The following is a 19,765-nucleotide window of genomic DNA, read 5'->3' as shown; positions in this document are numbered from 1 at the left end:
GGGGGCTGTGGTCATTTACACGCAATATTTGGGGAATTTTACCAAAAATTAACTGGATTCTTGATTGTGCAGATTTCTGTCTTGAGTTTTCTTTGTGAGTTCACAATAACAGACCCCTAACCCCCTTTTTTAAAGGGGGGAACCGGATTATTCTTAAAGTCTCCCAGATTAAGAGGGATTTAGGGGGATGGAGACTTCACCTTTTGGAGGATTAACGGCAGCTTTGGTCGAGAAGTTTTAATATAGAGGGTGGCTTTAAATTTTCTGATGACCTATGTCTCCTACTTCCGTTTCTCAGGTGTACTCTTCTGGTAATTCCAAGGGCGCGAATCAGTCTCGCAAGACTGCTGCTTTGGCTGTTGAGTCGGGTAAAATTCCGCCCTTGCTGGGGGCGAGTTTAGCTGAGTTAACGGAGTGGGTGCAGCAAAATGGGCAACCTGCTTATCGCGGGAAGCAGTTGTACCAATGGATTTATGAGAGAGGCGCGCGATCGCTCTCTGACATTTCTGTATTCTCGAAACAATGGCGCGAGACTGTTGCTCAAATTCCGATCGGGCGATCGACCATTCACTATCGATCGGTCGCACCAGACGCCACGGTAAAGTATCTCTTAAAATTGGCAGACGGTCAAATCATTGAAACAGTAGGCATTCCCACCGATAAACGGCTTACTGTGTGCGTCTCAGCCCAAGTTGGCTGCGCGATGGGCTGCGACTTTTGCGCTACCGGAAAAGGCGGTTTCAAGCGCAATTTAGAAAAACACGAAATCGTCGATCAAGTCTTGACAGTACAGCAAGATTTCGGCCGCAGAGTCAGCCACATCGTATTTATGGGAATGGGCGAACCCCTGCTGAATTTCGATAATGTTGTAGCTGCTGTCAAGTGTTTGAATCAAGACGTAGGAATTGGACAGCGAAATATCACCATTTCCACAGTAGGAATTCGCAATCGCATCAGCCAACTAGCCGAACATCAACTGCAAGTTACCCTCGCCGTCAGCCTCCACGCTTCCAATCAAAGATTGCGCGAAGAGTTAATTCCTAGCGCCCGCCCTTATCCTTTGGGTGAGTTAATAGCAGAATGTCGGGAATATGTGCGATCGACGGGACGAAGATTGAGTTTTGAATACGTACTTTTAGCAGGTGTGAATGACTTGCCGGAACACGCAGCCGAGTTAGCAACTCACTTGCGCGGTTTTCAGTGTCACGTCAATTTGATTCCTTACAATCCGATTCAGGAAGCTGAATACAAGCGACCGACTCCCAATCGAATTAACAGTTTCGTTGCGACTTTGAAGGAAAAGAAAATTGCAGTTAGCGTGCGGTATTCTCGCGGCTTAGAAGCAGATGCAGCCTGCGGACAATTGCGGGCATCCGAGGTTTAGGATTGGATTTTTAACCGCTAAAATTTGTCGTAGGGTGCGTTATACCTGAGATGTTGCACATTCTCAATTAGCCTTTTGCGGGCGGGCAGGATGCCCACCCCACAAGAAAACTCCATCTTTGTGGAACAGGCATCTTGCCTGTTCTTGAGAATGGTGCAAGATGTGAGTTAGAGCGCGTTATTTTATCAATCATCGATCAACTACTTTGTGACGCACCATACTAAACTCTTTAAGGTGTTCTGCCTTTAAATTGTCTGTCCAAAAAAATCAAAGTCTTGTGGGGTGGGCGTCTCGCCCGCCCTGAATATACAATTTAAATGCGCGACAGCTTACAAGCGTTTAACAAGTATCCACCGCAACTCTAACGGCGGTGTTTGTTGCACAGAAAATAAATCGCGCCCGCTAGCCCAACTGACAAACCAAGGTGTCGGGGGCCAAGCCGAGTCAGGCAAATGTTTTTGTTCGTATTCAATCACAGATTCATCAGAAATAATTTCTAAAGGCAAACCCTCGATTGCTGCTTGCAATTCTTCTCTGGTAATCAGATAAGACCAACACAATTCAGACATTTGTTTTGCCATCTCGTCTGGTTCGTACCCATCTACAGCTAAGAAAGCACTGAATAAGATAAACCCGCCGCTTAAAACAGCATCGGACATTTTGCCGAGGAAAAGACGAATTTGTTCGGGGTAGCGGAAATGAGAGAGGACTTCGGTAGCAATGGCTAATTTGTACCGATAAGTTTTCATCCTCAATAATGGATCTAAAACGTCGCCTTGGGTGACATTGATCGGCAAGTTTTCGGCGGTGGCTGCGGCTGATAGTTTCTCGGCAAATATCGGTGTTAGTTCGATCGCATCCACGGAATGGCCTAACCTTGCTAAAGGCAAACTATTGCGCCCTGGGCCCGCACCGACATCTAAAATAGGTGCTTTTCCCGGTTCGCCTAATTCAGCGGCAGTGGCGATGACTTTAGCATCGGGATGGCTGCCGAATAAAGGTTCGGGGCGAATATCCGGCCAGCTATGATATTTCTGGGCCATCGATTCGATTTGAATCTTAGTATTCAGAGTAATGCCGCCGGCTAAACCGCTTTGGGAATTAGCGGGAAAATAGGAGACTATTAGATTAGCGTGGGGGGAATTTTTGAATCCTTCTGCTAAGGCGTTGGCGATTAATGTTCGCAAGTTTTCGGCTTGGGCAGCGTCGATGTTTTGTCCGAGAATGTTTAAGAAGTCTGAGAGTAATTTAAGATAGTCATTTAGCATCGATGGCAAGCAAGGCAGATAGAATTCTCCCTTGATACCGATGCTCTTTTTGAGCCTTTCTTTGAGAATTAATTTCAGGCAATTGGAGTCTGTCAGCGGCGGGCCTGTTTCAGGTGATGCGCTGACAGGCAATGCGGAGATAGATGCGGCACTGGTGAGGTTTTTAGTCACAATATTTTCGATTAGATTCTGCAATAAGTGCGATCGCACCGAGCATAATCTTGTGCTCTTGCACCTGAATTCGAGCGTGCAACGTTTCTGCGGTATCATCAGGCAATACTGGCACCGCAGCCTGCATTAAAATCGGCCCGCTGTCTACTTCTAAACGGGCGATATGCACCGTACATCCGGTGATTTTAACCTTGGTGGCCAGTGCTTGCTCGACGGCGCGAATTCCTGGGAAACTCGGCAGTAAGCTGGGGTGAATGTTAATAACGCGATCGGCAAAAGCATCAAGCAAAACTTTGGTAACAATTCGCATCCAACCCGCCATCACTACCCATTCTACATCATATTCTTGAAAAGTTTTGACAATTTTTGTATCTAATTCTTCGCGACTTTTGCAGTCGCGGTGATTGAGCAGAATCGAGGGAATGCCGTATTTTTCGGCTCGGGCTGCAGCTTTGGCTTCGGGGTTGTTGTAAATTAATACTGGGATTTTAGCGTTGAGATCTTTGTTTTGGATAGCTTGGGCAATTACCTCGAAATTGCTGCCGCTTCCTGATGCTAAAACTCCTAATTTTAATGGAGGATGGGCCCGATCGATCGCACTTTTGCCAATCTCAGGAGAAATCAGGCAGGCATTGGAATTAACAGATACTGGATTAGCGGTCATAAAGATAAAAACTATTCACTCGTCTTCTACAATACAGGTAAAGGGTAAGGTGTGCTTCGGCGCACTCTAGATGGAGATATTGCGTAAGTCCTAAGTATATTATTTTTTTTCGCTGAGCTACTGATTCACTCCTATTCTACAATATTCTCAAAAAACTCTTCTCTGAGAATCGAATAAAGTTTTAGATCCCAATATCTGTCTTTCACAAATAGGTGCTGTCGCAATACCCCTTCCAATTGCATCCCCACTTTTTCCATCACCCGAGCGGAAGCAATATTGTTAACTTCACATCGAGCCATAATTCGATTCAGCAACATCTCCCGAAAACCGAATTCAATAACTGCATTGACAGCCTCGCTCATGTATCCTTCGCCCCAATAGCTCCTAGAGAGCGCGTAGCCAATTTCCGCGCGGCTGTGCGTCATGCTCCATTCCACAAATCCGCAAGTCCCGATAAACTTTTTCTCGACCTTGTGGACAATTCCCCAATCTACAAGCTCTCGTCTTTTGTACATTTTTGTAAGTGACTTGAGAAAGTATTTAGTGTCTTCAATCGAGGTGTGGGTTGACCACATTGTGTATTGTGATACTTCGGGGTTTGAGGCATACTCAAACATATCGCTTGCATCGTTTAAAGTAATTTTTCGGAGCAGGAGCCTTTCAGTTTCTATAGTGGGTAAATGAGCTAATATATCGAGAAGGTTCATTTTGACATTGACCTATTTTGTGATACCATTTAAAACTAAAAGCTAAAATTTACAAGCCAATGGTTCGGATTAAATTTGGGCGTTTTAACTGGTTGGATAATGATGCGATCGCAGCTTGGACTTTTCTGGCCCCGGCTTTGCTGTTTCTGGGTACTTTTTTGATTTGGCCGATCGCCTATTTATTTTACCTCAGCTTTACCAGCGGCAGCTTTACCCAGTCGGGAGTGCGTTGGATTGGCTTCAACAACTACTGGCGTCTAGTCACAAACCCGGATTTCTGGCAAATTCTCCAAAATACGCTCTATTTTACTACTGCAACAGTCATTCCCAGTTTAGTGATTCCATTGGGCTTAGCAGTTTTGCTAAATCGCTCGTTTGCTTGGCGAGGATCTCTCCGTACCGCTTATTTTATTCCTTCGATTACCTCTTTAGTTGCAGTGGGCTTGGGTTGGCGGTGGTTGTTTCAAACTGACGGCCCGGTGAATAATGCCCTAAGTGCGATCGGCTTAAATCCCATTCCTTGGCTGAGTAGCACAGTTTGGGCAATGCCTGTGATAATTCTGCTGAGTGTTTGGAAACAATTAGGCTTTAATATGGTCGTATTTTTAGCAGGATTACAAGCAATTCCGGTAAATCGTTACGAAGCCGCAGAATTGGATGGAGCTAATGCTTGGCAGCAATTTTTGTACATCACTTTACCAGGTTTGCGACCGACTTTAGTATTTGCTACTGTCACTACTGCTATTTTTACTCTGCGGAGTTTCGAGCAAGTTTACGTCATCACCGGCGGCGGTCCTTTAAACTCTACTAATTTGCTAGTTTATTATATTTACGAGCAAGCTTTTTCGCAATTTGATTTTGGCTATGCAGCCGCAGCGGCAACTTTCCTGATGGCTGTAGCTTTGCTATTAGTCTATTTACAACTAAAAGTTTGGGGCGAAGATGCTTGATATCACATCCAGTAGCATCCTTCGTGTATGGTTCGTGTATTGGCGGGGCGGGTTTACGAGATTGTTTGTTTTAGGCAATTATGGTGGGTAAAACCCGCCCATACGCGCCAATTATACAATTAACCATGCCCAATGCCCAATTACCAATTCCCAATTTTATATTCCATGTGCTCTGCTGTTTGTTCAGCTTGTGCTGTACCCAAAAGTTTGCCGACAACGTGCAAAGACATATCAATTCCCGCAGCAATTCCCCCAGAAGTGATGATTTTGCCGTTATCTACAAATCGCTGATTTTCGATAATAGTTGTGTTGGGAGCTAATTCTTTCAATAAATCCAATACTTGATGGTGTGTAGTTGCTTCCAAACCTTCCAACAAACCAGCTTTTGCCAAAAGCAGCGAACCCGTACAGACAGAAAGCACTAATTCTGCTGTTCGCGCACAATCTTTTATCCAATTAATAACTGCTGAATTATCGATTAACTTTCTCGTACCTTGTCCTCCCGGTACAATTAAAATATCCGGTGGCGGACAATCGGAAATGGTGCAGTCGGGATTTACACTCAAACCGTTGCGGGCGTTGACCGCACCGGGATGTTCGGCTACGGTAGAGACTGCAAAAGGTCGTGAAGCGAAGCTATCCCGAAGGGAATCGCCCTTACTTAATTCTGATGTCACCGAAAACACTTCAAAAGGGCCTGCAAAGTCTAGTACCTCGACATCATCGAACATTAAAATAGCTACGTTCCTAGTTGCCATAAGACATACTTCTGATAGAGGTCAAAATATCGGCGATTTGTTATCGTAGAACTGGTATAATTTAAATCATTAAAGCTATGCCGAAAAATATTCGCCATCGCGCCCTGAAACTCTGTGTTTTGTGTCTGGCTTGTGCCTTGGCAATTGCTGTTTCGCCAATTTTTACACCCGCCCAATCCACAACTCAATTAGAATTTCGCATTGTTCAATTAGAACGTCAAATTTCTGAACTCAGAGGACAAATCTACAGTTTGCAGAATCAAGGTTCTAGAGTTAACAGACCTCCGTCTCCTTCCGGTTCTGGTCGGACAAATGCTAGAATGCTGTCGGGAGACCCGCTGTTTGACAATTTAGCAACTTTGGCAATTGAAACTAAGCAAGATGTTATCAAAATTCAAGAGCGCTTGTCAAAGCTAGAATCGTCCAGAAATCGCTAGAGAAGTCATTAGTTAGAAGAAAGAGGGAAGAAGGAAGGCACGACAAGGATTTTGACACGGATACAGGGATTAATTATTGAGCAAAAGTCGGAAGTCAGGAGTCAGGAGTCAGAAGGAAGAGGGAAAAAGTCAGTAGTCATTAGTTAGAAGAATGAAGTCATATTCTCGCCAACTCCAAACTCCAAACTGTCCCCCTCTCCACCTCTCCCATTCTCCGACGTTGAGGTCGAGAACAGCAGGGTCTGCTAAAAGTTAAGTTGCAGAACTATTCAATGATATGGAAATAAAAGCCTGCAACCACAAAATTGATTGCTAACAGCAAGAGAAACCAGCCTGCGCGAAATGTGTAAGGGAATTTGCCCGTTTTCATCACGGAGTCGGATTTTAATTGGTTCTTCGCTATCTCTGGCATAGGTAAAGCTCCTAATTCATAATGTCACTCTATTTACAAATAGCAGAGAGCGTCGCACTTATGCACAATCCTCTAGAGTTATTTTTTGTAACAAGGAGTTTATACCGAGTTGAATTCAAATTAGTTTCAATCGCTCTCTCCGGCGTGGTAGGAACTGCGGACGAGAGGCCCCGATCGCACGCGCTCAAACCCCATCTCCCGGGCGATCGACCCGAAACGGTCAAATTCGGCTGGCGTCCAGTATTTACGCACTGGGAGGTGCTCTAGAGATGGTCTCATGTATTGACCGAGGGTGAGCCGATCGCACTTGGCATCCCGCAAATCTCTCATCGCTTCGAGTATCTCGGCTTCGGTTTCCCCGTGTCCCAACATCAAACCGGATTTGGTGGGAATAGTTGGGTCATATTGCTTAACAATACGCAGAACATCGATCGAGCGATCGTACTTCGCCCCCCTCCGCACCGGCCCTTGCAAGCGGCGCACCGTCTCAATATTGTGGTTGTAACAAGCCGGTTTAGCCTCCACCACCGTGCGAATCCGATCTCGCTGCAACTCATCGAGCCCTGAATTCTCCCCCTCTGAACTCCTGCCCATTCCCCCCCAAAAATCCGGCGTCAGCACCTCAACTTCAGTATCCGGGTTGAGAATGCGGATTTGGGCGATCGTCCTGGCAAACCAACCCGCACCCCCATCCGGCAAATCATCCCTCGCCACCGAAGTCAGCACCGCATAGTGCAAACCCAACAACTGCACAGCCTCGGCCACCTTTTTTGGTTCCTCCGGGTCTAGCGGCATCGGAGAATGACCTTTATCTACTTGACAAAAAGCACAAGCGCGGGTGCAAGTTGGCCCCATCAACAAAAAAGTCGCCGTTTTTTGCGCGTAGCACTCCCCCCGGTTGGGGCATCTCCCCTCCTCACAAATCGTGTGAATTTGCCGCTGTTTGATAATTTTTTGCACTTGGGAAAGTTCGCTAGCTTTGCCAACGGGTCTACGCAACCATTCCGGCATCGCCTCGATTTCACCCCGCATTTGGGCGGCAACTGCTTTGACAGTAGGAGTTTTAGGAGTTTGGGGCGACATAAAATTAAGTGGCGATTGAGTTAATTCCTTCGATCGTATCCGAAATCAAAGCCCCTGAACTTGTAGGAGTATCACCCGAAATCAGAATCGCGCCGAGGTGCAACAAAACTAAACTCGCCCAGAATTATGGGTAGAATTCTGTTAGGGATATACTGAAGGTTGCAAATCATCACTCATTCATTACTGAAGGAGTCAGTCGTGGCTGGTCAAAAAATCTTGGTAATCGATGACAGTAAAGTCATCCGCGTCCGAGTCCGAGAGATGTTGCCTCAGGGTAACTTTGAAGTTCTAGAAGCAAAAGACGGCGAAGAGGGACTTAAACTGATCCGTCAAGCCCGGCCAAATCTAATTATGTTAGATTTCCTACTGCCCAAAGTCAGCGGTTGGGAAGTGTATCAAAAAGTGCAAGCCCATCCTGAGCTTTCTAAGATACCTTTGGTGATCATGTCGGGCCGCGAAGAAGAGGTGATGGAAAAAATTCCGAAACCCTTTGAGAAGCATTTTTTTGCATTCATCGCCAAACCGTTTGAGAAGAAGCAGCTAACCGAGGCAATCAAATCGGCGATGGTACTGGCCAAAAAGAAACCAGTGCCGGAAGCCGCAGCCGCCGCCGCTGCACCCAGCTCTGGAGCGGGCGCCGCCGAAATTCAAGCGATGACTGCGAAAATGGCGAAAATGCAAGCGGAAATTGATGCACTCAAAAAACAAATGACTCAGGTGATTACGATCATCAAGCAGAAATTGAAATAATTCTGCTGTTTTTTGAAGGCACTTATGTAGAAGGAAACTTCCACACCGTGAAACTTTCAGTTGAGTCTCAAAGGCTGCGATTTTATCTGCATTTTTTTGCCAAATTGTTTGAGCGAGTGCGATCGCCAATAGCCTGCAACTGGTTTCTCAAAATCCCAGTGAGAAAATCAATTAAAAGTTAAAAATAAAACAAGGGAGGAAATTAATTATTAATTAATATTAGGATTTTTAATTCCCGCTCGTTCCACACTCAATTATTAACTCCTCAGTCTCATTTTTTTGGTTAATGACTAACGACTATTCCGATTTTTTGCCTCAACTGCGTGCCTCAACAGAGCAATTATTGAAAAGATTAGACTGCTTCGATCGAGCGCAGGTATTAGCGATAGGAGATTTGACCTTGGACGAGTTTCTTACCGGACAAGTAGAGCGAATTTCCCGCGAAGCACCTGTGTTGATTTTGCGCTACGAAAATACTCAGCAAGTACCCGGAGGTGGCGCAAATGCTGTCTATAATTTAGCCAAACTGGGAGGCAAAGTAAAAGTTGCTGGTTTGGTGGGAAAAGACGACCAGGGAAAGGCTTTGTGCGGTATTTTTGAGGCGGCGGGAATTGATACGGGTGGGATTTTAATCGATTCGCAGCGTCCAACTGTCACCAAAACTCGAATTTCGGGACACGCGCGGCAGTCAGTGACTCAGCAAATTGTCCGAGTCGATCGCAAATCGGACGAGTTGCCGGATTTAGATTTGCAGTTGCAATTGGCAGACTACATCCGGCAGCAAATACCGACAGTAGATGCAGTGGTTTGTTCCGACTACGGCGACGGAGTTTTGACGAATTTGGCGATCGAATCGGCAGTGGTTCCCGGCAAAACAATTGTAGACGCTCAAACAAATTTGCAGCGATATTCTGGAGCAATGTTATTTACCCCGAACTTGCCCGAAGCCGAGCAAGCCGTCGGATATGCTATCAAAAACCCTGAAACTTTAATGCAAGCAGGACGCGATTTATTGAACTTAACTCAAGCTCAAAAAATCCTGATTACTCGCGGCGAAGAAGGGATGACTTTGTTTGAAAGGGCGATCGGCGAAGAAATCAAAAATTCACCTTCTCCAACATCCATTTGTGAAAAGGGGGAATTTGCCATTCAAAGTTGGGACATTCCCCCTTTTAACAAGACTGATGTATTCGACGTAACCGGTGCTGGAGATACAGTTGTAGCAGCAATGACTTTAGCTTTGTGCGTCGGTGCATCTGGTTGGGAAGCGGCAGTTTTGGGCAATTTGGCGGCTAGTATTGTCGTGCGTCAGTTCGGTACGGCAACGACGACAGCAGACGAAATGAAAGAAGCTTTGAAAACGATGATTGCACTATAGGGGCGGCTAAGCTGTATAGCATTTAAATTGCATATTTCGGACGTTGCTCTGAGCAACGGGCCACAAGAGTTTGATTACTTCCAGGCTCTGCCTGGTAACGCAGATCCGGAGGTTCAGCCTCCAATTTTCCCGATCGCTTTTCGAGGCAGAGCCTCTGGATATCGGTTCCCAGGCTCTGCCTGGGAACCAGTTAAAATTCCCAATTCCCAATAACTACTTACTCTTTTTCAAAATTTGCCCCTTGTCATCAATTGTCAAACCGCTATTGGGAAAATCGCTCTTTGTCAAACGGTCAATCAACCCCACAGTCCTAAAATTGTTATCAACAGCCGGCACACCTCGCCCGTCAAGTTGGATGGGGATAATCTTACCAGAAACAAAATCCCCTTGCGGAGTCATTTTCACATCCAAAATTAGAGATTTACCGAGTGCTCCTGCTGAGGACAAAGTGCGATAACCCAAAAAATTGCCCAGCGAATAAGCAATCAATTTCCCTTTATAAAGTTCCATCGCTCGGGGAACGTGCGGGCCATGTCCCAAAATCAAATCTGCTCCCGCATCAATCATCGTCCGCGAAAACAAAACCATATTTCCCCGGTTTTCTCCGTAAAAGAACTCAGTTTTATTTCTCACATTCAGAGCTCCCGTTCCTTCAGAGCCAGCATGAACTGATATCACTACAATATCAGCTTTTTCCTTAGCTTTTTTGACAACTTCTGAGCCTGCTTTCAGTTCCAGCAAAGAATTGTGAACGTCGCCGTAGTTGCTGAAACCTATAAAGGCAAAATTCACGCCCTTGACATTTTTATAAACAATTTGATTTCTTTTACCAACAGCCTTCATGCCATTGCTGTCGATGTTTTTAATCGTGTCATTAAATCCCTGCTCGTGAAAATCGTAAGAGTGATTGTTGGCAATACTCAAAATATCAAAACCAACATCTTTGAAGATTTTGGCATAACTCGGAGGCGTCCGAAAGGCAATCAGCATTCGTCCGCCACCTGCTTTGGAACTGTAAGGATAATCGGTCATCGTGCTTTCAAAATTGCCAAACAGAATATCAGCTCCTTTGAGGTACGGTTTTACCGACTCTAATAACATCTCTTTTTTTGCCGGCAGTTTGTTGTAGGGATAATTTGTACCGGGAACCATGTCGCCAACTGCTTTGATACTGACAGTTGCGGGCACAGTGGCAGGTTTTTTGGCAGCCGGGGAGGGTGATTTTGGATCTGGAAGGGGTTTGGCTGCGGCGGCTGGTGCTGGTGTCGAGTTCACTTCTTGTACCGCAGGCTTTGACGTTAGAGGGTTATTAGTAGCGGTGGTTGAGGATTTGTAAAGTTGAGAAGCCAGCACAAGGCCGGATATCGGCAGGAGAATTAGACTCAGAGCACCGACTGAGAACCCAAATTTTTTAGTTTTAGTGCGGGCTAAATCTGGCTGCGGTGATGGCTTTTGCTGCCTTTGATTTGGGGGTTTTGGAGTGGGGATTTTAGGGGGTTGGGGCGGAGATTGTTCTGGTGCTGGAGGGGGCGCAGTTGTGACATTTTGAGGTTTTTCTAGCTTGGGCAAAGTGACAGGAATGGGAGAAGCGGGTAGACTCGCCGCTACTGCTGCACTCGCGGCTACTGCTGCATTCACGGCAACTAATGCACTCACGGGTTCGGAAGTCAAGCGTTTTTTTAATTCTACAGTCTGAGTCCAAGCGGGCAATTGCTGGCCGCCCTGCCGCCCGTAAATTGTCACTGAGTAAAGGTTATTTGGTTGCAGCCGCTGCAACCCTTTGACTGCGACTCGGAGACAGGCTTCTTCTGCGGGCAATTGTTCTGCTTCCAGCAGCAGGTGCAGGGTGTCATTTTCCCGGCTGGCTTTAGCCGTGACGCCGAAGCTTTGGAGTGCTTGGCCGATCAGAAATGCGATCGCCCTGGCATCGCCTTCTTTTGCTAAATTTAAAATATCTTGTTGGCTCACAAACGCCTCTACTCTCACACTAGAAATTTAGCTCGATCTTATATCAAATTTGGCGGCACAGCGTTAAATACCGATTGATTTAACTTAAGTAAGTGGGTACAAATAAACAGAACGTGGGGAGAGGGCGCGTGCGTGAAACGGTCTACTCGCTCTCACTATAGCTCCTAACTAAATCCGACCCTACTTTTACAAAATAGTATGATTTTTGGCGCTGGCTAGCTGAATACAATATTTCCTAACGGTTATCTTAGCCGATCGCCCAAACACTTCTATCCGGCATAATTGCCCCCTTCAACTTAACATCGGTCAAATCAGTGCTCTCTTTATTACAGTATTTTGGGTAAATAAAACTGGTTTATGAGCGTCGAGAGTGCGTCGTGGAATGTACTGAAAATATGCGGTTTAGCAGCGAAGAATTAACGAAAAAACCGGGTTTCTCGTTACGAGTGCCAATGCCCCTGTCCCACCTCCGCCCAAATTCACACAAAAACGATCGACCCGCAGGCTCGGAAGCTTGTTAAACTCTTGGTCATACCACGCTATTAGTGAGAAATCGACGGCGAGCCACAATCGTCTGCTAGTGTCCCCGCAGTGCTGCGCTGCGGGGCCTGCACTGCACACTGCACGTAGGTGAGATTAGCTGCAATCAACTTTCGGGATGCCGCTGCTCAAGTCGCCGCCGCCGATGTAGTTGTTCGTTTTAAACTAATTATTTAAAGGAGTTGCACGTCAATGACACAATTGTGCTTATGAGAGCTGGCTCGGTGCCCTCTCAAACCAGGGTTTTTCGTTAGTCTGGTGCTATTAGTGAGTTAGTTAAGCCCATAGCAGCTAGGATCGAGCTAACTCAAGGTTAAACTAAAGCTCGTCATGCGGCGTTGCCTCTCAAAACCCGGATTGAGTCTTATGGCGCATTACCGCTCCTCTGTATGTTTGTTCACCTGCATTGCCTGTCTGGGCGCTGCGTTCAGTCCAAGTGCGGACGGAAAGCACCATGCTCTCAATGCTTCCTACCGGGCTGTTTCCCCAGAAATTGCTCAGGCGAACTCTCCCCCGGAAGATCGCCAGGATTCCAAGCCTTCAAAACCGTCTTCAGCGCCCGATAAAAACAAATCTCAGCCGTCCAAAACGTCCAAATCTAATTCTAAGATCCCGAAATCGGTATCCAATTTGATCGTCATTTTGTCTCGTCAGCGGGGGTTCTTAATGTTGGGTTTGGCAGCAGTTGTCGTCACGGCAGCGGCAGTATTTATCATGCTCAAATTAGTTAGCAGTGACGAGTCAAATTATTCTAAGCGAAGACGAGGAAGATTTGATCGCCACAACCAAAGAAACTCTCAATTTACTAATCCTGATTCTCCTACAAACTCGCACGAAAGTAAACCGAAAGAGACTTCTTCGGGGCGACAGTCGCTGTCAGCCTTGCCCTACCCTTTTGATTTGCCAAAAGGCCACAGTATCGAGAGCAGCGATCGACCTTTACCGTTTATCAGGGAATCCGGGGAACCAGAATCCAAGGATGCAGCAGTCGAGGGCGATCGAATTAATTCCGACACCTCGCCCTTGGAACCTCACAGCAATGGGTACAGCAACACAGGTTTCAACATTCCTGAAACAACTAATCAAGGCGATTCCCTAGCGAGTCGCAAGAAAGATATTGCCCTTCCCGAAACGGATGGTAGACCTAAACTTGATATTATTGAAGCACTGATTGAAGATTTGCAGCACCTAAATCCGGCAAAGAGGGGCAAAGCAATTTGGGAACTCGGCCAGCGGGGAGATTCCAGAGCAGTTGAGCCGTTGCTCGATTTGCTAGCAAATTCCGACTCCAAGCAGTACAGTTTAATTTTGGCAAGTCTCTCGGAAATTGGCATTCGCACGCTCAAACCCATGAATAATGCGTGGTCAATTTCGCTGCAGAATGAAAATCCAGAAGTGCGTAAAAATGCAATTCGCGACTTGACGCGGATTTACGAATTGGTGAATCAAATCAGTTACTTGTTGCACCGTGCGACGGACGATCCAGATCCAGAAGTTCAGGAAACTGCTCGCTGGGCAATCAATCAGTTGAACCGCCTCCGTCCGCGTTCTGGAATGGATTAATAAATGTAGCAATTTTCAAATAATTTGAAGTTGAGATTTGAAATTGGAAATTTATAATTTAGATTATGTTAAAATTAGTGAATGCTGACTAATGACTAAGGACTAATGACTAATAACCATTTAAAACTATTGTTCCTCTCAACTTCGGTCGGTCAACTCGGTTCTGGGTTGGGCGGCGGAGTCGAACTTACAGTCCTTAACATCGCTAAAGAATTACAGAGTCGCGGTCATAAAATAGCAGTTGTAGCGCCGATTGGTTCAGTTTTAGAATCAATTCCCGTAATCGAAATAACGGGTGATTTGCAAGTAACGGCCCAAACACAAAATTACAATGATCCTATTGTGATGCCCGCAGATTCTGTGCTGGCGAATATGTGGGAATATGCTCGGCAAGTTCAGGATGAATGGGATGTCATTGTTAATTTTGCCTACGATTGGCTGCCGTTTTATTTGACACCATTTTTTAGGATTCCGATCGCACATTTGATCAGCATGGGCTCCCTTTCTGCAGCCCTCGATCGCATAGCCGGACAAACCGCCCTCCAGTTTCCTGGTACGATCGGAGTTCACACCGCTTCTCAAGCCAAAACATTCGCCTTTGCCGATCAATGTCAGTTGTTGGGAAATGGCATAGATTTATCCCTGTACGAATTTTGCAACCAACCGCAGTCTAAATTAGCTTGGCTAGGCCGCATCGCCCCGGAAAAAGGCTTAGAAGATGCAGTAGCAGCAGCGAAAATTACAGGCATTCCCCTGAAAATTATGGGCAAAATGCAAGATGAGGATTATTGGCAAAAAATTTGTGCAGATTACCCGGATGCTCCGGTAGAATATTTAGGGTTTCTGACAACAACCCAAATGCAAGAGCAAGTCCGTCAGTGCCGAGCATTGTTGATGACACCACGTTGGGTGGAAGCTTTCGGAAATGTCGCGATCGAGGCTTTAGCGTGCGGTGTGCCGGTGATTGCTTACGAGCGCGGGGGGCCGGCGGAAATTGTGAGAGACGGGCTGACGGGCTTTTTAGTGGAGCCTGATAGCGTAAATGGCTTGGTAGGTGCGATCGGCCGCTTAGACCAAATTGACCGCAGCGCTTGCAGGCGACAAGCAGAGGTAGAATATTCTTTAGCAGCTTTGGGCGATCGTTGTGAACACTGGTTCAAATCTATCACTGCTAGTAGGGTGCGTCAGTAATAATACTGGCCAATTTTTAGAAATATCCGCTGACTGACGCACATTATAAGTTTATTGAGCAGCAGTTCAACTCTATTCTAAAATTGAGTTAAATAAACTCTTAATCGAGTCCGAAAAAAGAAAACTGAAAAAACTATGGCAACCGAACGTTTAGTGCTTTTATCCAGTAGAGAAATCGAAAAAATGCGCCAAGCAGGCCGTTTAGCCGCCGAACTTCTGCTACATCTCGAACCTATGGTAAAACCGGGTGTAAGCACTCTCGAAATTAACGACGAAGCCGAACGCTGGACTTTGGCACACGGAGCAAAAAGCGCTCCGCTAGGCTATAAAGGATTTCCAAAATCTCTGTGTGCTAGCGTCAATGAAGTAGTCTGTCACGGCATCCCCAATGCGAAACAAATTCTGAAAGAAGGTGACATTATTAATATTGATGTAACACCTTTAGTTGATGGTTATCATGGCGATACTTCCAAAACTTTTTTTGTGGGAACACCTTCACCTGTAGCGAAAAAGTTAGTTGAAGTAACCGAGGAATGTTTAAGAAGAGGAATTGCGGAAGTCAAACCGGGTGCTCGTACTGGCGACATCGGTGCAGCGATTCAAGAATATGCTGAAGCCCAGGGTTTTTCGGTAGTGCGAAATTTTGCGGGACACGGCGTTCACCGCGTTTTTCACACCGAACCGGAAATTTTGCACTACGGTAAGCGGGGCACGGGGAAGAAGCTCAGACAAGGCATGGTTTTTACGATCGAGCCGATGATTAATGAGGGTACTTGGGAAGTGGAAATTTTGGCCGATGGTTGGACTGCTATCACGCAGGATGGAAAGCTTTCGGCTCAATTCGAGCATACTTTGGCTGTGACTGATTCTGGGGTCGAAATTCTGACTTTACCGTAGCAATGATTAACCAACAATCTCAAAAACTTATTCCTAAATCAATAATTAACCATGTCCGGTATGGGCGGGTTTCACCGACAATATCTAACGATTATCAACAATCTAGATAAACCCGCCCCGTCACAACCGATAACCCACATCAACCTGAAATTTGCATCGAATCCGAAAATGTGGGTTTGTATTTATGGGTGGGTGGGGGCGGGTTTTCGAGATTGTCTGTTTCAGTCAGAAATTGTCTGTAAAACCCGCCCATACGGAATTACGATCGATTCACCAAACACGATATAAATAATAACTAATAACTAATGACTGACATAAAATTTCTGCAACCAGGAGATTTGCTCAAAGTAATTGCCCCTAGTGGCACTTTGCGAGAATCAACCAACTTTGAAAAGGGTGTAGAAATTTGGAAATCCCGCGGCTATCGAATTGAATTAACACCGGGTTTTGACGATCGCTGGGGCTATTTGGCAGGTTCCGACGAAAACCGCGTCCGACAGTTGGCAGATGCCCTCAATGACCCGGATTGTCGCGGTATTCTCTGTGTTCGTGGCGGTTTCGGCAGCACTCGACTTTTGGAAAAAGGAAATGTGGGAAAGGCGGAAAATTCCCAATTTCCAACTCCCGATTCCCATTCGCCGAAATGGTTAATCGGCTTTTCAGATATTACTGCTTTGCTGTGGAATCAGGCTAAATTGGGCGTTTGGGGCGTTCACGGGCCGATGCTGACAACTTTGGCTGCTGAACCGGATTGGTCTGTCGATCGACTTTTTGACTGCATAGAAGGTCGTCCCTTACAATCTTTGCAAGGTAAAGGATGGGGCAGCGGACAAGCCACCGGGCGGCTGTTTCCGGCGAATCTGACGGTGGCTTCTCATTTGCTCGGAACCCCGTATCAACCGGATTTGACCGGGGTTATTCTCGCCTTTGAGGATGTTTCCGAGGCTCCTTACAGGGTCGATCGAATGTTGACTTTGTGGCGGATGGCGGGGGCTTTCGCTGGGGTGCGGGGCATTGCTTTGGGGCGCTTCAGTCGTTGCGAGATTGAGCCAACTATTCCCAGTTTTAGCATTGAAGAGGTTTTGCGCGATCGGCTGGGGGACTTGAATATTCCCATTGTCTCGGATTTGCCCTTCGGGCACGAGGGAGTTAACGCTGCTTTGCCAATGGGAATTAGGGCGAGTCTCGACGCTGAATCGGGATTGCTGATTTGTGGCGATCAATCGCAACTTTAGATTAGGGATCAACGTCTATAACTTTAACATGAGATTTTGCACCCGCTAAATAGCCGGGTTGGGTGAGGTTGACACGGTTGGCAGAAATTACATTTAAAATGGATTGTGTATGCAAATGTCGGCGCCAAAAAAGCAAAAAAATTTTAAAATTTTCGAGAGGTTGATATGAAAGCACACAACTTGTTAAACAGTATTGCTGCCGCATTCCTAGTTACGGGATTGGCACTTACCGGGATTTCCTCAAGTGCGGTTGGCGAACAGATAGGGAATAACGATCGCATAGATGGAGTAATTCGCCGCACTTCCCCCATCTACCGTTTTCGGAATATGTGGGTTCCGGGCTCTCCGACGGAAGAATTGCGTGGTCAAGAATACACATTCAGCGCTCGGGAAGGCGATAACATTGAAGTGTTTTTAGACACAGATAGAAGTCGCGGTTTTACTCCCGTCATGGTGCTGTTTTACGGGAACAACAAACAAGTCGCTTTTACGCAAGACCGTTCTTTTAATTATCAAATTCCCCGTAGTGGCGATTACAAACTGTTAGTGTTAGCAAAAGATGCTGCCAGAGGCGGTAGCTACACGCTGGAAGTTGCGGGAATTGATGGGGGCGGCAGACAATCTCGCAATTCGCGGGACGATTGGTACACGAGGCGAGATAGCGATCGATATGACGGTGGATATGATAGAGAACGGCTGTTGCAAAATGATTTTGACTTGCAGTCTATTGATTGTCGCGAGAGACGTTCTATGGTGAGAGTAAGGTTTGACGAGGGTAATCAAGACTCGACTTACTGCGCTGTCCCGAATAGAAGGTATCCGGCGGGAGATTATTATTACAATTCGCGGACTAGAGAGTTAGACTCTGCGAGGCGGAATGATAGTAGATTCGATGCGGGCCCAGATCAATGTCGGGTAGTGGTGGGCGGAGTCTGCGTGACGAGGTAAGTAGGTCAAACTGTAGCTCAGAAACCCGGTTTCTACGAAGAAACCGGGTTTCTGGCCCTATACACAGGATTTATACCAGTTCTTTATATACGAGTCGATCTCTGGCTATCGCCTCACTTTCTTTGGCCATGACAAAATACACATTTGTACACACAACGATTTTGTCAAAAAGGACGATCGCACAGTGGTAAGCTACCAAAGGCATTGAAATATCTAAGGTAGAGAAAAGTTAAAATGTCGGCATTAAATGAAGTTCCCTTGTTGTTGCGGGCAGCCCGCGGCGAAACCCTAGACCGCCCGCCCGTGTGGATGATGCGTCAAGCCGGCCGCTACATGAAGGCTTATCGAGATTTGCGAGAAAAGTATCCCTCGTTTCGCGAACGTTCCGAAATTCCCGAAGTTGCGATCGAAGTTTCTCTTCAGCCGTGGCGCGCGTTTCAACCCGACGGCGTAATTCTGTTTTCCGATATTGTCACCCCTATGCCCGGTTTGGGCATCGACATGGACATCGCCGAAGGCAAAGGCCCGATTATCCACGCACCCATCCGCACTCAGCAGCAAATCGACAACCTGCAACCGCTGAACCCGGAAGAAAGCTTGCCGTTTATCAAAACTATCCTGAAATCCCTGCGCGAAGAAGTCGGCAACAAATCCACCGTGCTCGGCTTTGTCGGCGCGCCCTGGACGCTGGCGGCCTATGCCGTTGAGGGCAAAGGTTCTAAGGATTATGCCATCATCAAAAACATGGCATTTTCCGATCCAACTTTACTGCATCAGTTGCTGTCGAAATTCGCAGATGCGATCGCCGTTTACGTGCGCTATCAAATCGACTGCGGCGCGCAAGTAGTGCAAATGTTCGACTCTTGGGCCGGCCAACTCTCCCCGCAGGACTACGACACCTTCGCTCTACCTTACCAGAAACAAGTATTCGAGCAAGTCAAAAAAACCCATCCCGACACACCGCTAATTCTGTTAGTCACCGGTAGCGCCGGCCTCCTCGAACGCATGACAACATCCGGCGCGGATATCATCAGCGTCGATTGGACAGTTGATATGGCCGACGCGCGCAAGCGTTTGGGCCCCAACATGAACGTTCAGGGAAATCTCGATCCCGGCGTGTTGTTTGGTTCTCAACCGTTTATTCGCGATCGAATTCTTGATACAATTCGCAAAGCGGGCCCGCGCGGACACATCCTCAATTTGGGACACGGTGTATTACCGGGAACTCCCGAAGATAACGTGCGTTTCTTCTTTGAAACCGCAAAACAAGCCGACAAATTGCTTGCAGTTGCTGCTTGATTTGATTTCGATTGTAGAATCCGATCGAATCCGGTTAATTGCAACTCATATTTGTAGGGATACGGCAATGGCGTATCCCTACGGTGGAAAAAGATTATATAATCGGAGCAAATCCGGTTAATTGCATCTGATATTTGTAGGAAAACGGTATTTCCTATTAAT

The 19,765-nt window shown here is 46.5% G+C and carries 18 protein-coding genes; 11 read left to right on the top strand and 7 right to left on the bottom strand.

Going from position 1 to position 19,765, the window contains the following annotated elements; translation table 11 throughout:
* Window positions 1–274: 274 nt before the first annotated feature.
* Window positions 275–1,384, top strand: a complete 1,110-nt coding sequence (gene rlmN, locus QUB25_RS19695) for a 23S rRNA (adenine(2503)-C(2))-methyltransferase RlmN (RefSeq protein WP_333185282.1) — start codon at window positions 275–277, stop codon at window positions 1,382–1,384.
* Window positions 1,385–1,713: 329 nt separating this feature from the next.
* On the opposite strand, the gene QUB25_RS19690 is transcribed toward rlmN, so the two are convergent.
* The 3 genes from QUB25_RS19690 to QUB25_RS19680 form a co-directional block, all read right to left on the bottom strand.
* The gene (locus tag QUB25_RS19690; protein ID WP_333185280.1) at window positions 1,714–2,823 is read right to left on the bottom strand and encodes a class I SAM-dependent methyltransferase; all 1,110 of its coding nucleotides are present in this window, start codon (window positions 2,821–2,823) and stop codon (window positions 1,714–1,716) included.
* Window positions 2,816–3,487 carry a phosphoribosylglycinamide formyltransferase gene (purN, locus tag QUB25_RS19685; protein WP_333185278.1) on the bottom strand — a complete coding sequence of 224 codons (672 nt, stop codon included), beginning with the start codon at window positions 3,485–3,487 and terminating at the stop codon, window positions 2,816–2,818. Before purN ends, QUB25_RS19690 begins: the two co-directional genes overlap by 8 nt.
* A gap of 131 nt (window positions 3,488–3,618) precedes the next feature.
* On the bottom strand, window positions 3,619–4,194 hold the full coding sequence (locus QUB25_RS19680) for a GNAT family protein (protein WP_333062190.1): 576 nt from the start codon (window positions 4,192–4,194) through the stop codon (window positions 3,619–3,621).
* A 59-nt stretch (window positions 4,195–4,253) separates the two neighbouring features.
* On the opposite strand from QUB25_RS19680, the gene QUB25_RS19675 reads away from it, so the two are divergent.
* The gene (locus tag QUB25_RS19675; RefSeq protein ID WP_333185277.1) at window positions 4,254–5,144 is read left to right on the top strand and encodes a sugar ABC transporter permease; all 891 of its coding nucleotides are present in this window, start codon (window positions 4,254–4,256) and stop codon (window positions 5,142–5,144) included.
* 140 nt (window positions 5,145–5,284) lie between these two features.
* Here the strand turns inward: QUB25_RS19675 and QUB25_RS19670 are convergent, their stop codons facing one another.
* Window positions 5,285–5,902 carry a DJ-1/PfpI family protein gene (locus tag QUB25_RS19670; RefSeq protein WP_333185275.1) on the bottom strand — a complete coding sequence of 206 codons (618 nt, stop codon included), beginning with the start codon at window positions 5,900–5,902 and terminating at the stop codon, window positions 5,285–5,287.
* Between the two features lie 77 nt (window positions 5,903–5,979).
* On the opposite strand from QUB25_RS19670, the gene QUB25_RS19665 reads away from it, so the two are divergent.
* Window positions 5,980–6,339 carry a hypothetical protein gene (locus QUB25_RS19665; protein ID WP_333185273.1) on the top strand — a complete coding sequence of 120 codons (360 nt, stop codon included), beginning with the start codon at window positions 5,980–5,982 and terminating at the stop codon, window positions 6,337–6,339.
* Between the two features lie 265 nt (window positions 6,340–6,604).
* Here the strand turns inward: QUB25_RS19665 and psaX are convergent, their stop codons facing one another.
* Both psaX and lipA read right to left on the bottom strand, forming a co-directional pair.
* Complete coding sequence (psaX, locus tag QUB25_RS19660) at window positions 6,605–6,709, bottom strand: photosystem I protein PsaX (protein ID WP_333137367.1); 105 nt, start codon at window positions 6,707–6,709, stop codon at window positions 6,605–6,607.
* A 168-nt stretch (window positions 6,710–6,877) separates the two neighbouring features.
* The gene (gene lipA, locus QUB25_RS19655; protein ID WP_333185271.1) at window positions 6,878–7,834 is read right to left on the bottom strand and encodes a lipoyl synthase; all 957 of its coding nucleotides are present in this window, start codon (window positions 7,832–7,834) and stop codon (window positions 6,878–6,880) included.
* 198 nt (window positions 7,835–8,032) lie between these two features.
* Between lipA and QUB25_RS19650 the strand changes: the two genes are divergently transcribed.
* Window positions 8,033–8,584: a response regulator gene (locus tag QUB25_RS19650; protein ID WP_333062198.1), complete on the top strand. Its 552-nt coding sequence runs from the start codon at window positions 8,033–8,035 to the stop codon at window positions 8,582–8,584.
* 286 nt (window positions 8,585–8,870) lie between these two features.
* Window positions 8,871–9,962, top strand: coding sequence for a PfkB family carbohydrate kinase (locus tag QUB25_RS19645; RefSeq protein WP_333185268.1), 1,092 nt, complete (start codon window positions 8,871–8,873; stop codon window positions 9,960–9,962).
* A gap of 213 nt (window positions 9,963–10,175) precedes the next feature.
* Here the strand turns inward: QUB25_RS19645 and QUB25_RS19640 are convergent, their stop codons facing one another.
* The gene (locus tag QUB25_RS19640) at window positions 10,176–11,930 is read right to left on the bottom strand and encodes a CapA family protein (protein WP_333185266.1); all 1,755 of its coding nucleotides are present in this window, start codon (window positions 11,928–11,930) and stop codon (window positions 10,176–10,178) included.
* A 906-nt stretch (window positions 11,931–12,836) separates the two neighbouring features.
* Between QUB25_RS19640 and QUB25_RS19635 the strand changes: the two genes are divergently transcribed.
* The 6 genes from QUB25_RS19635 to hemE all read left to right on the top strand — a co-directional run bounded on the left by QUB25_RS19635 (window position 12,837) and on the right by hemE (window position 19,603).
* Window positions 12,837–14,033, top strand: a complete 1,197-nt coding sequence (locus QUB25_RS19635) for a HEAT repeat domain-containing protein (RefSeq protein WP_333185265.1) — start codon at window positions 12,837–12,839, stop codon at window positions 14,031–14,033.
* Window positions 14,034–14,138: 105 nt separating this feature from the next.
* On the top strand, window positions 14,139–15,224 hold the full coding sequence (locus tag QUB25_RS19630) for a glycosyltransferase family 4 protein (protein ID WP_333062202.1): 1,086 nt from the start codon (window positions 14,139–14,141) through the stop codon (window positions 15,222–15,224).
* Between the two features lie 135 nt (window positions 15,225–15,359).
* Entirely contained in the window at window positions 15,360–16,121 is a 762-nt protein-coding gene (gene map, locus QUB25_RS19625) for a type I methionyl aminopeptidase (protein ID WP_333062203.1), read from the top strand.
* Window positions 16,122–16,426: 305 nt separating this feature from the next.
* Window positions 16,427–17,356: an LD-carboxypeptidase gene (locus QUB25_RS19620; protein ID WP_333185263.1), complete on the top strand. Its 930-nt coding sequence runs from the start codon at window positions 16,427–16,429 to the stop codon at window positions 17,354–17,356.
* A gap of 165 nt (window positions 17,357–17,521) precedes the next feature.
* The gene (locus tag QUB25_RS19615; RefSeq protein WP_333062206.1) at window positions 17,522–18,304 is read left to right on the top strand and encodes a hypothetical protein; all 783 of its coding nucleotides are present in this window, start codon (window positions 17,522–17,524) and stop codon (window positions 18,302–18,304) included.
* Between the two features lie 234 nt (window positions 18,305–18,538).
* Entirely contained in the window at window positions 18,539–19,603 is a 1,065-nt protein-coding gene (gene hemE, locus QUB25_RS19610; RefSeq protein WP_333185260.1) for a uroporphyrinogen decarboxylase, read from the top strand.
* Window positions 19,604–19,765 lie beyond the last annotated feature (162 nt).

Origin of the sequence: Microcoleus sp. B3-D7, assembly GCF_036705305.1 — a bacterium.
GTDB lineage: Bacteria > Cyanobacteriota > Cyanobacteriia > Cyanobacteriales > Microcoleaceae > Microcoleus.
Note: the sequence above shows the minus strand (reverse complement) of the source record. Positions and strands in the feature narration are given on the sequence as shown.

What these genes read in the sequence shown, in the direction of transcription:
- QUB25_RS19635 (WP_333185265.1), top strand. Translation starts at nt 12,837, where the DNA reads ATGGCGCATTACCGCTCCTCTGTATGTTTGTTCACCTGCATTGCCTGT.
- map (WP_333062203.1), top strand. Translation starts at nt 15,360, where the DNA reads ATGGCAACCGAACGTTTAGTGCTTTTATCCAGTAGAGAAATCGAAAAA.
- psaX (WP_333137367.1), bottom strand. Translation starts at nt 6,709, where the DNA reads ATGAAAACGGGCAAATTCCCTTACACATTTCGCGCAGGCTGGTTTCTC.
- QUB25_RS19665 (WP_333185273.1), top strand. Translation starts at nt 5,980, where the DNA reads ATGCCGAAAAATATTCGCCATCGCGCCCTGAAACTCTGTGTTTTGTGT.
- purN (WP_333185278.1), bottom strand. Translation starts at nt 3,487, where the DNA reads ATGACCGCTAATCCAGTATCTGTTAATTCCAATGCCTGCCTGATTTCT.
- QUB25_RS19630 (WP_333062202.1), top strand. Translation starts at nt 14,139, where the DNA reads ATGACTAATAACCATTTAAAACTATTGTTCCTCTCAACTTCGGTCGGT.
- rlmN (WP_333185282.1), top strand. Translation starts at nt 275, where the DNA reads ATGTCTCCTACTTCCGTTTCTCAGGTGTACTCTTCTGGTAATTCCAAG.
- QUB25_RS19670 (WP_333185275.1), bottom strand. Translation starts at nt 5,902, where the DNA reads ATGGCAACTAGGAACGTAGCTATTTTAATGTTCGATGATGTCGAGGTA.
- QUB25_RS19620 (WP_333185263.1), top strand. Translation starts at nt 16,427, where the DNA reads ATGACTGACATAAAATTTCTGCAACCAGGAGATTTGCTCAAAGTAATT.
- lipA (WP_333185271.1), bottom strand. Translation starts at nt 7,834, where the DNA reads ATGTCGCCCCAAACTCCTAAAACTCCTACTGTCAAAGCAGTTGCCGCC.
- hemE (WP_333185260.1), top strand. Translation starts at nt 18,539, where the DNA reads ATGTCGGCATTAAATGAAGTTCCCTTGTTGTTGCGGGCAGCCCGCGGC.
- QUB25_RS19645 (WP_333185268.1), top strand. Translation starts at nt 8,871, where the DNA reads ATGACTAACGACTATTCCGATTTTTTGCCTCAACTGCGTGCCTCAACA.
- QUB25_RS19675 (WP_333185277.1), top strand. Translation starts at nt 4,254, where the DNA reads ATGGTTCGGATTAAATTTGGGCGTTTTAACTGGTTGGATAATGATGCG.
- QUB25_RS19680 (WP_333062190.1), bottom strand. Translation starts at nt 4,194, where the DNA reads ATGAACCTTCTCGATATATTAGCTCATTTACCCACTATAGAAACTGAA.
- QUB25_RS19615 (WP_333062206.1), top strand. Translation starts at nt 17,522, where the DNA reads ATGAAAGCACACAACTTGTTAAACAGTATTGCTGCCGCATTCCTAGTT.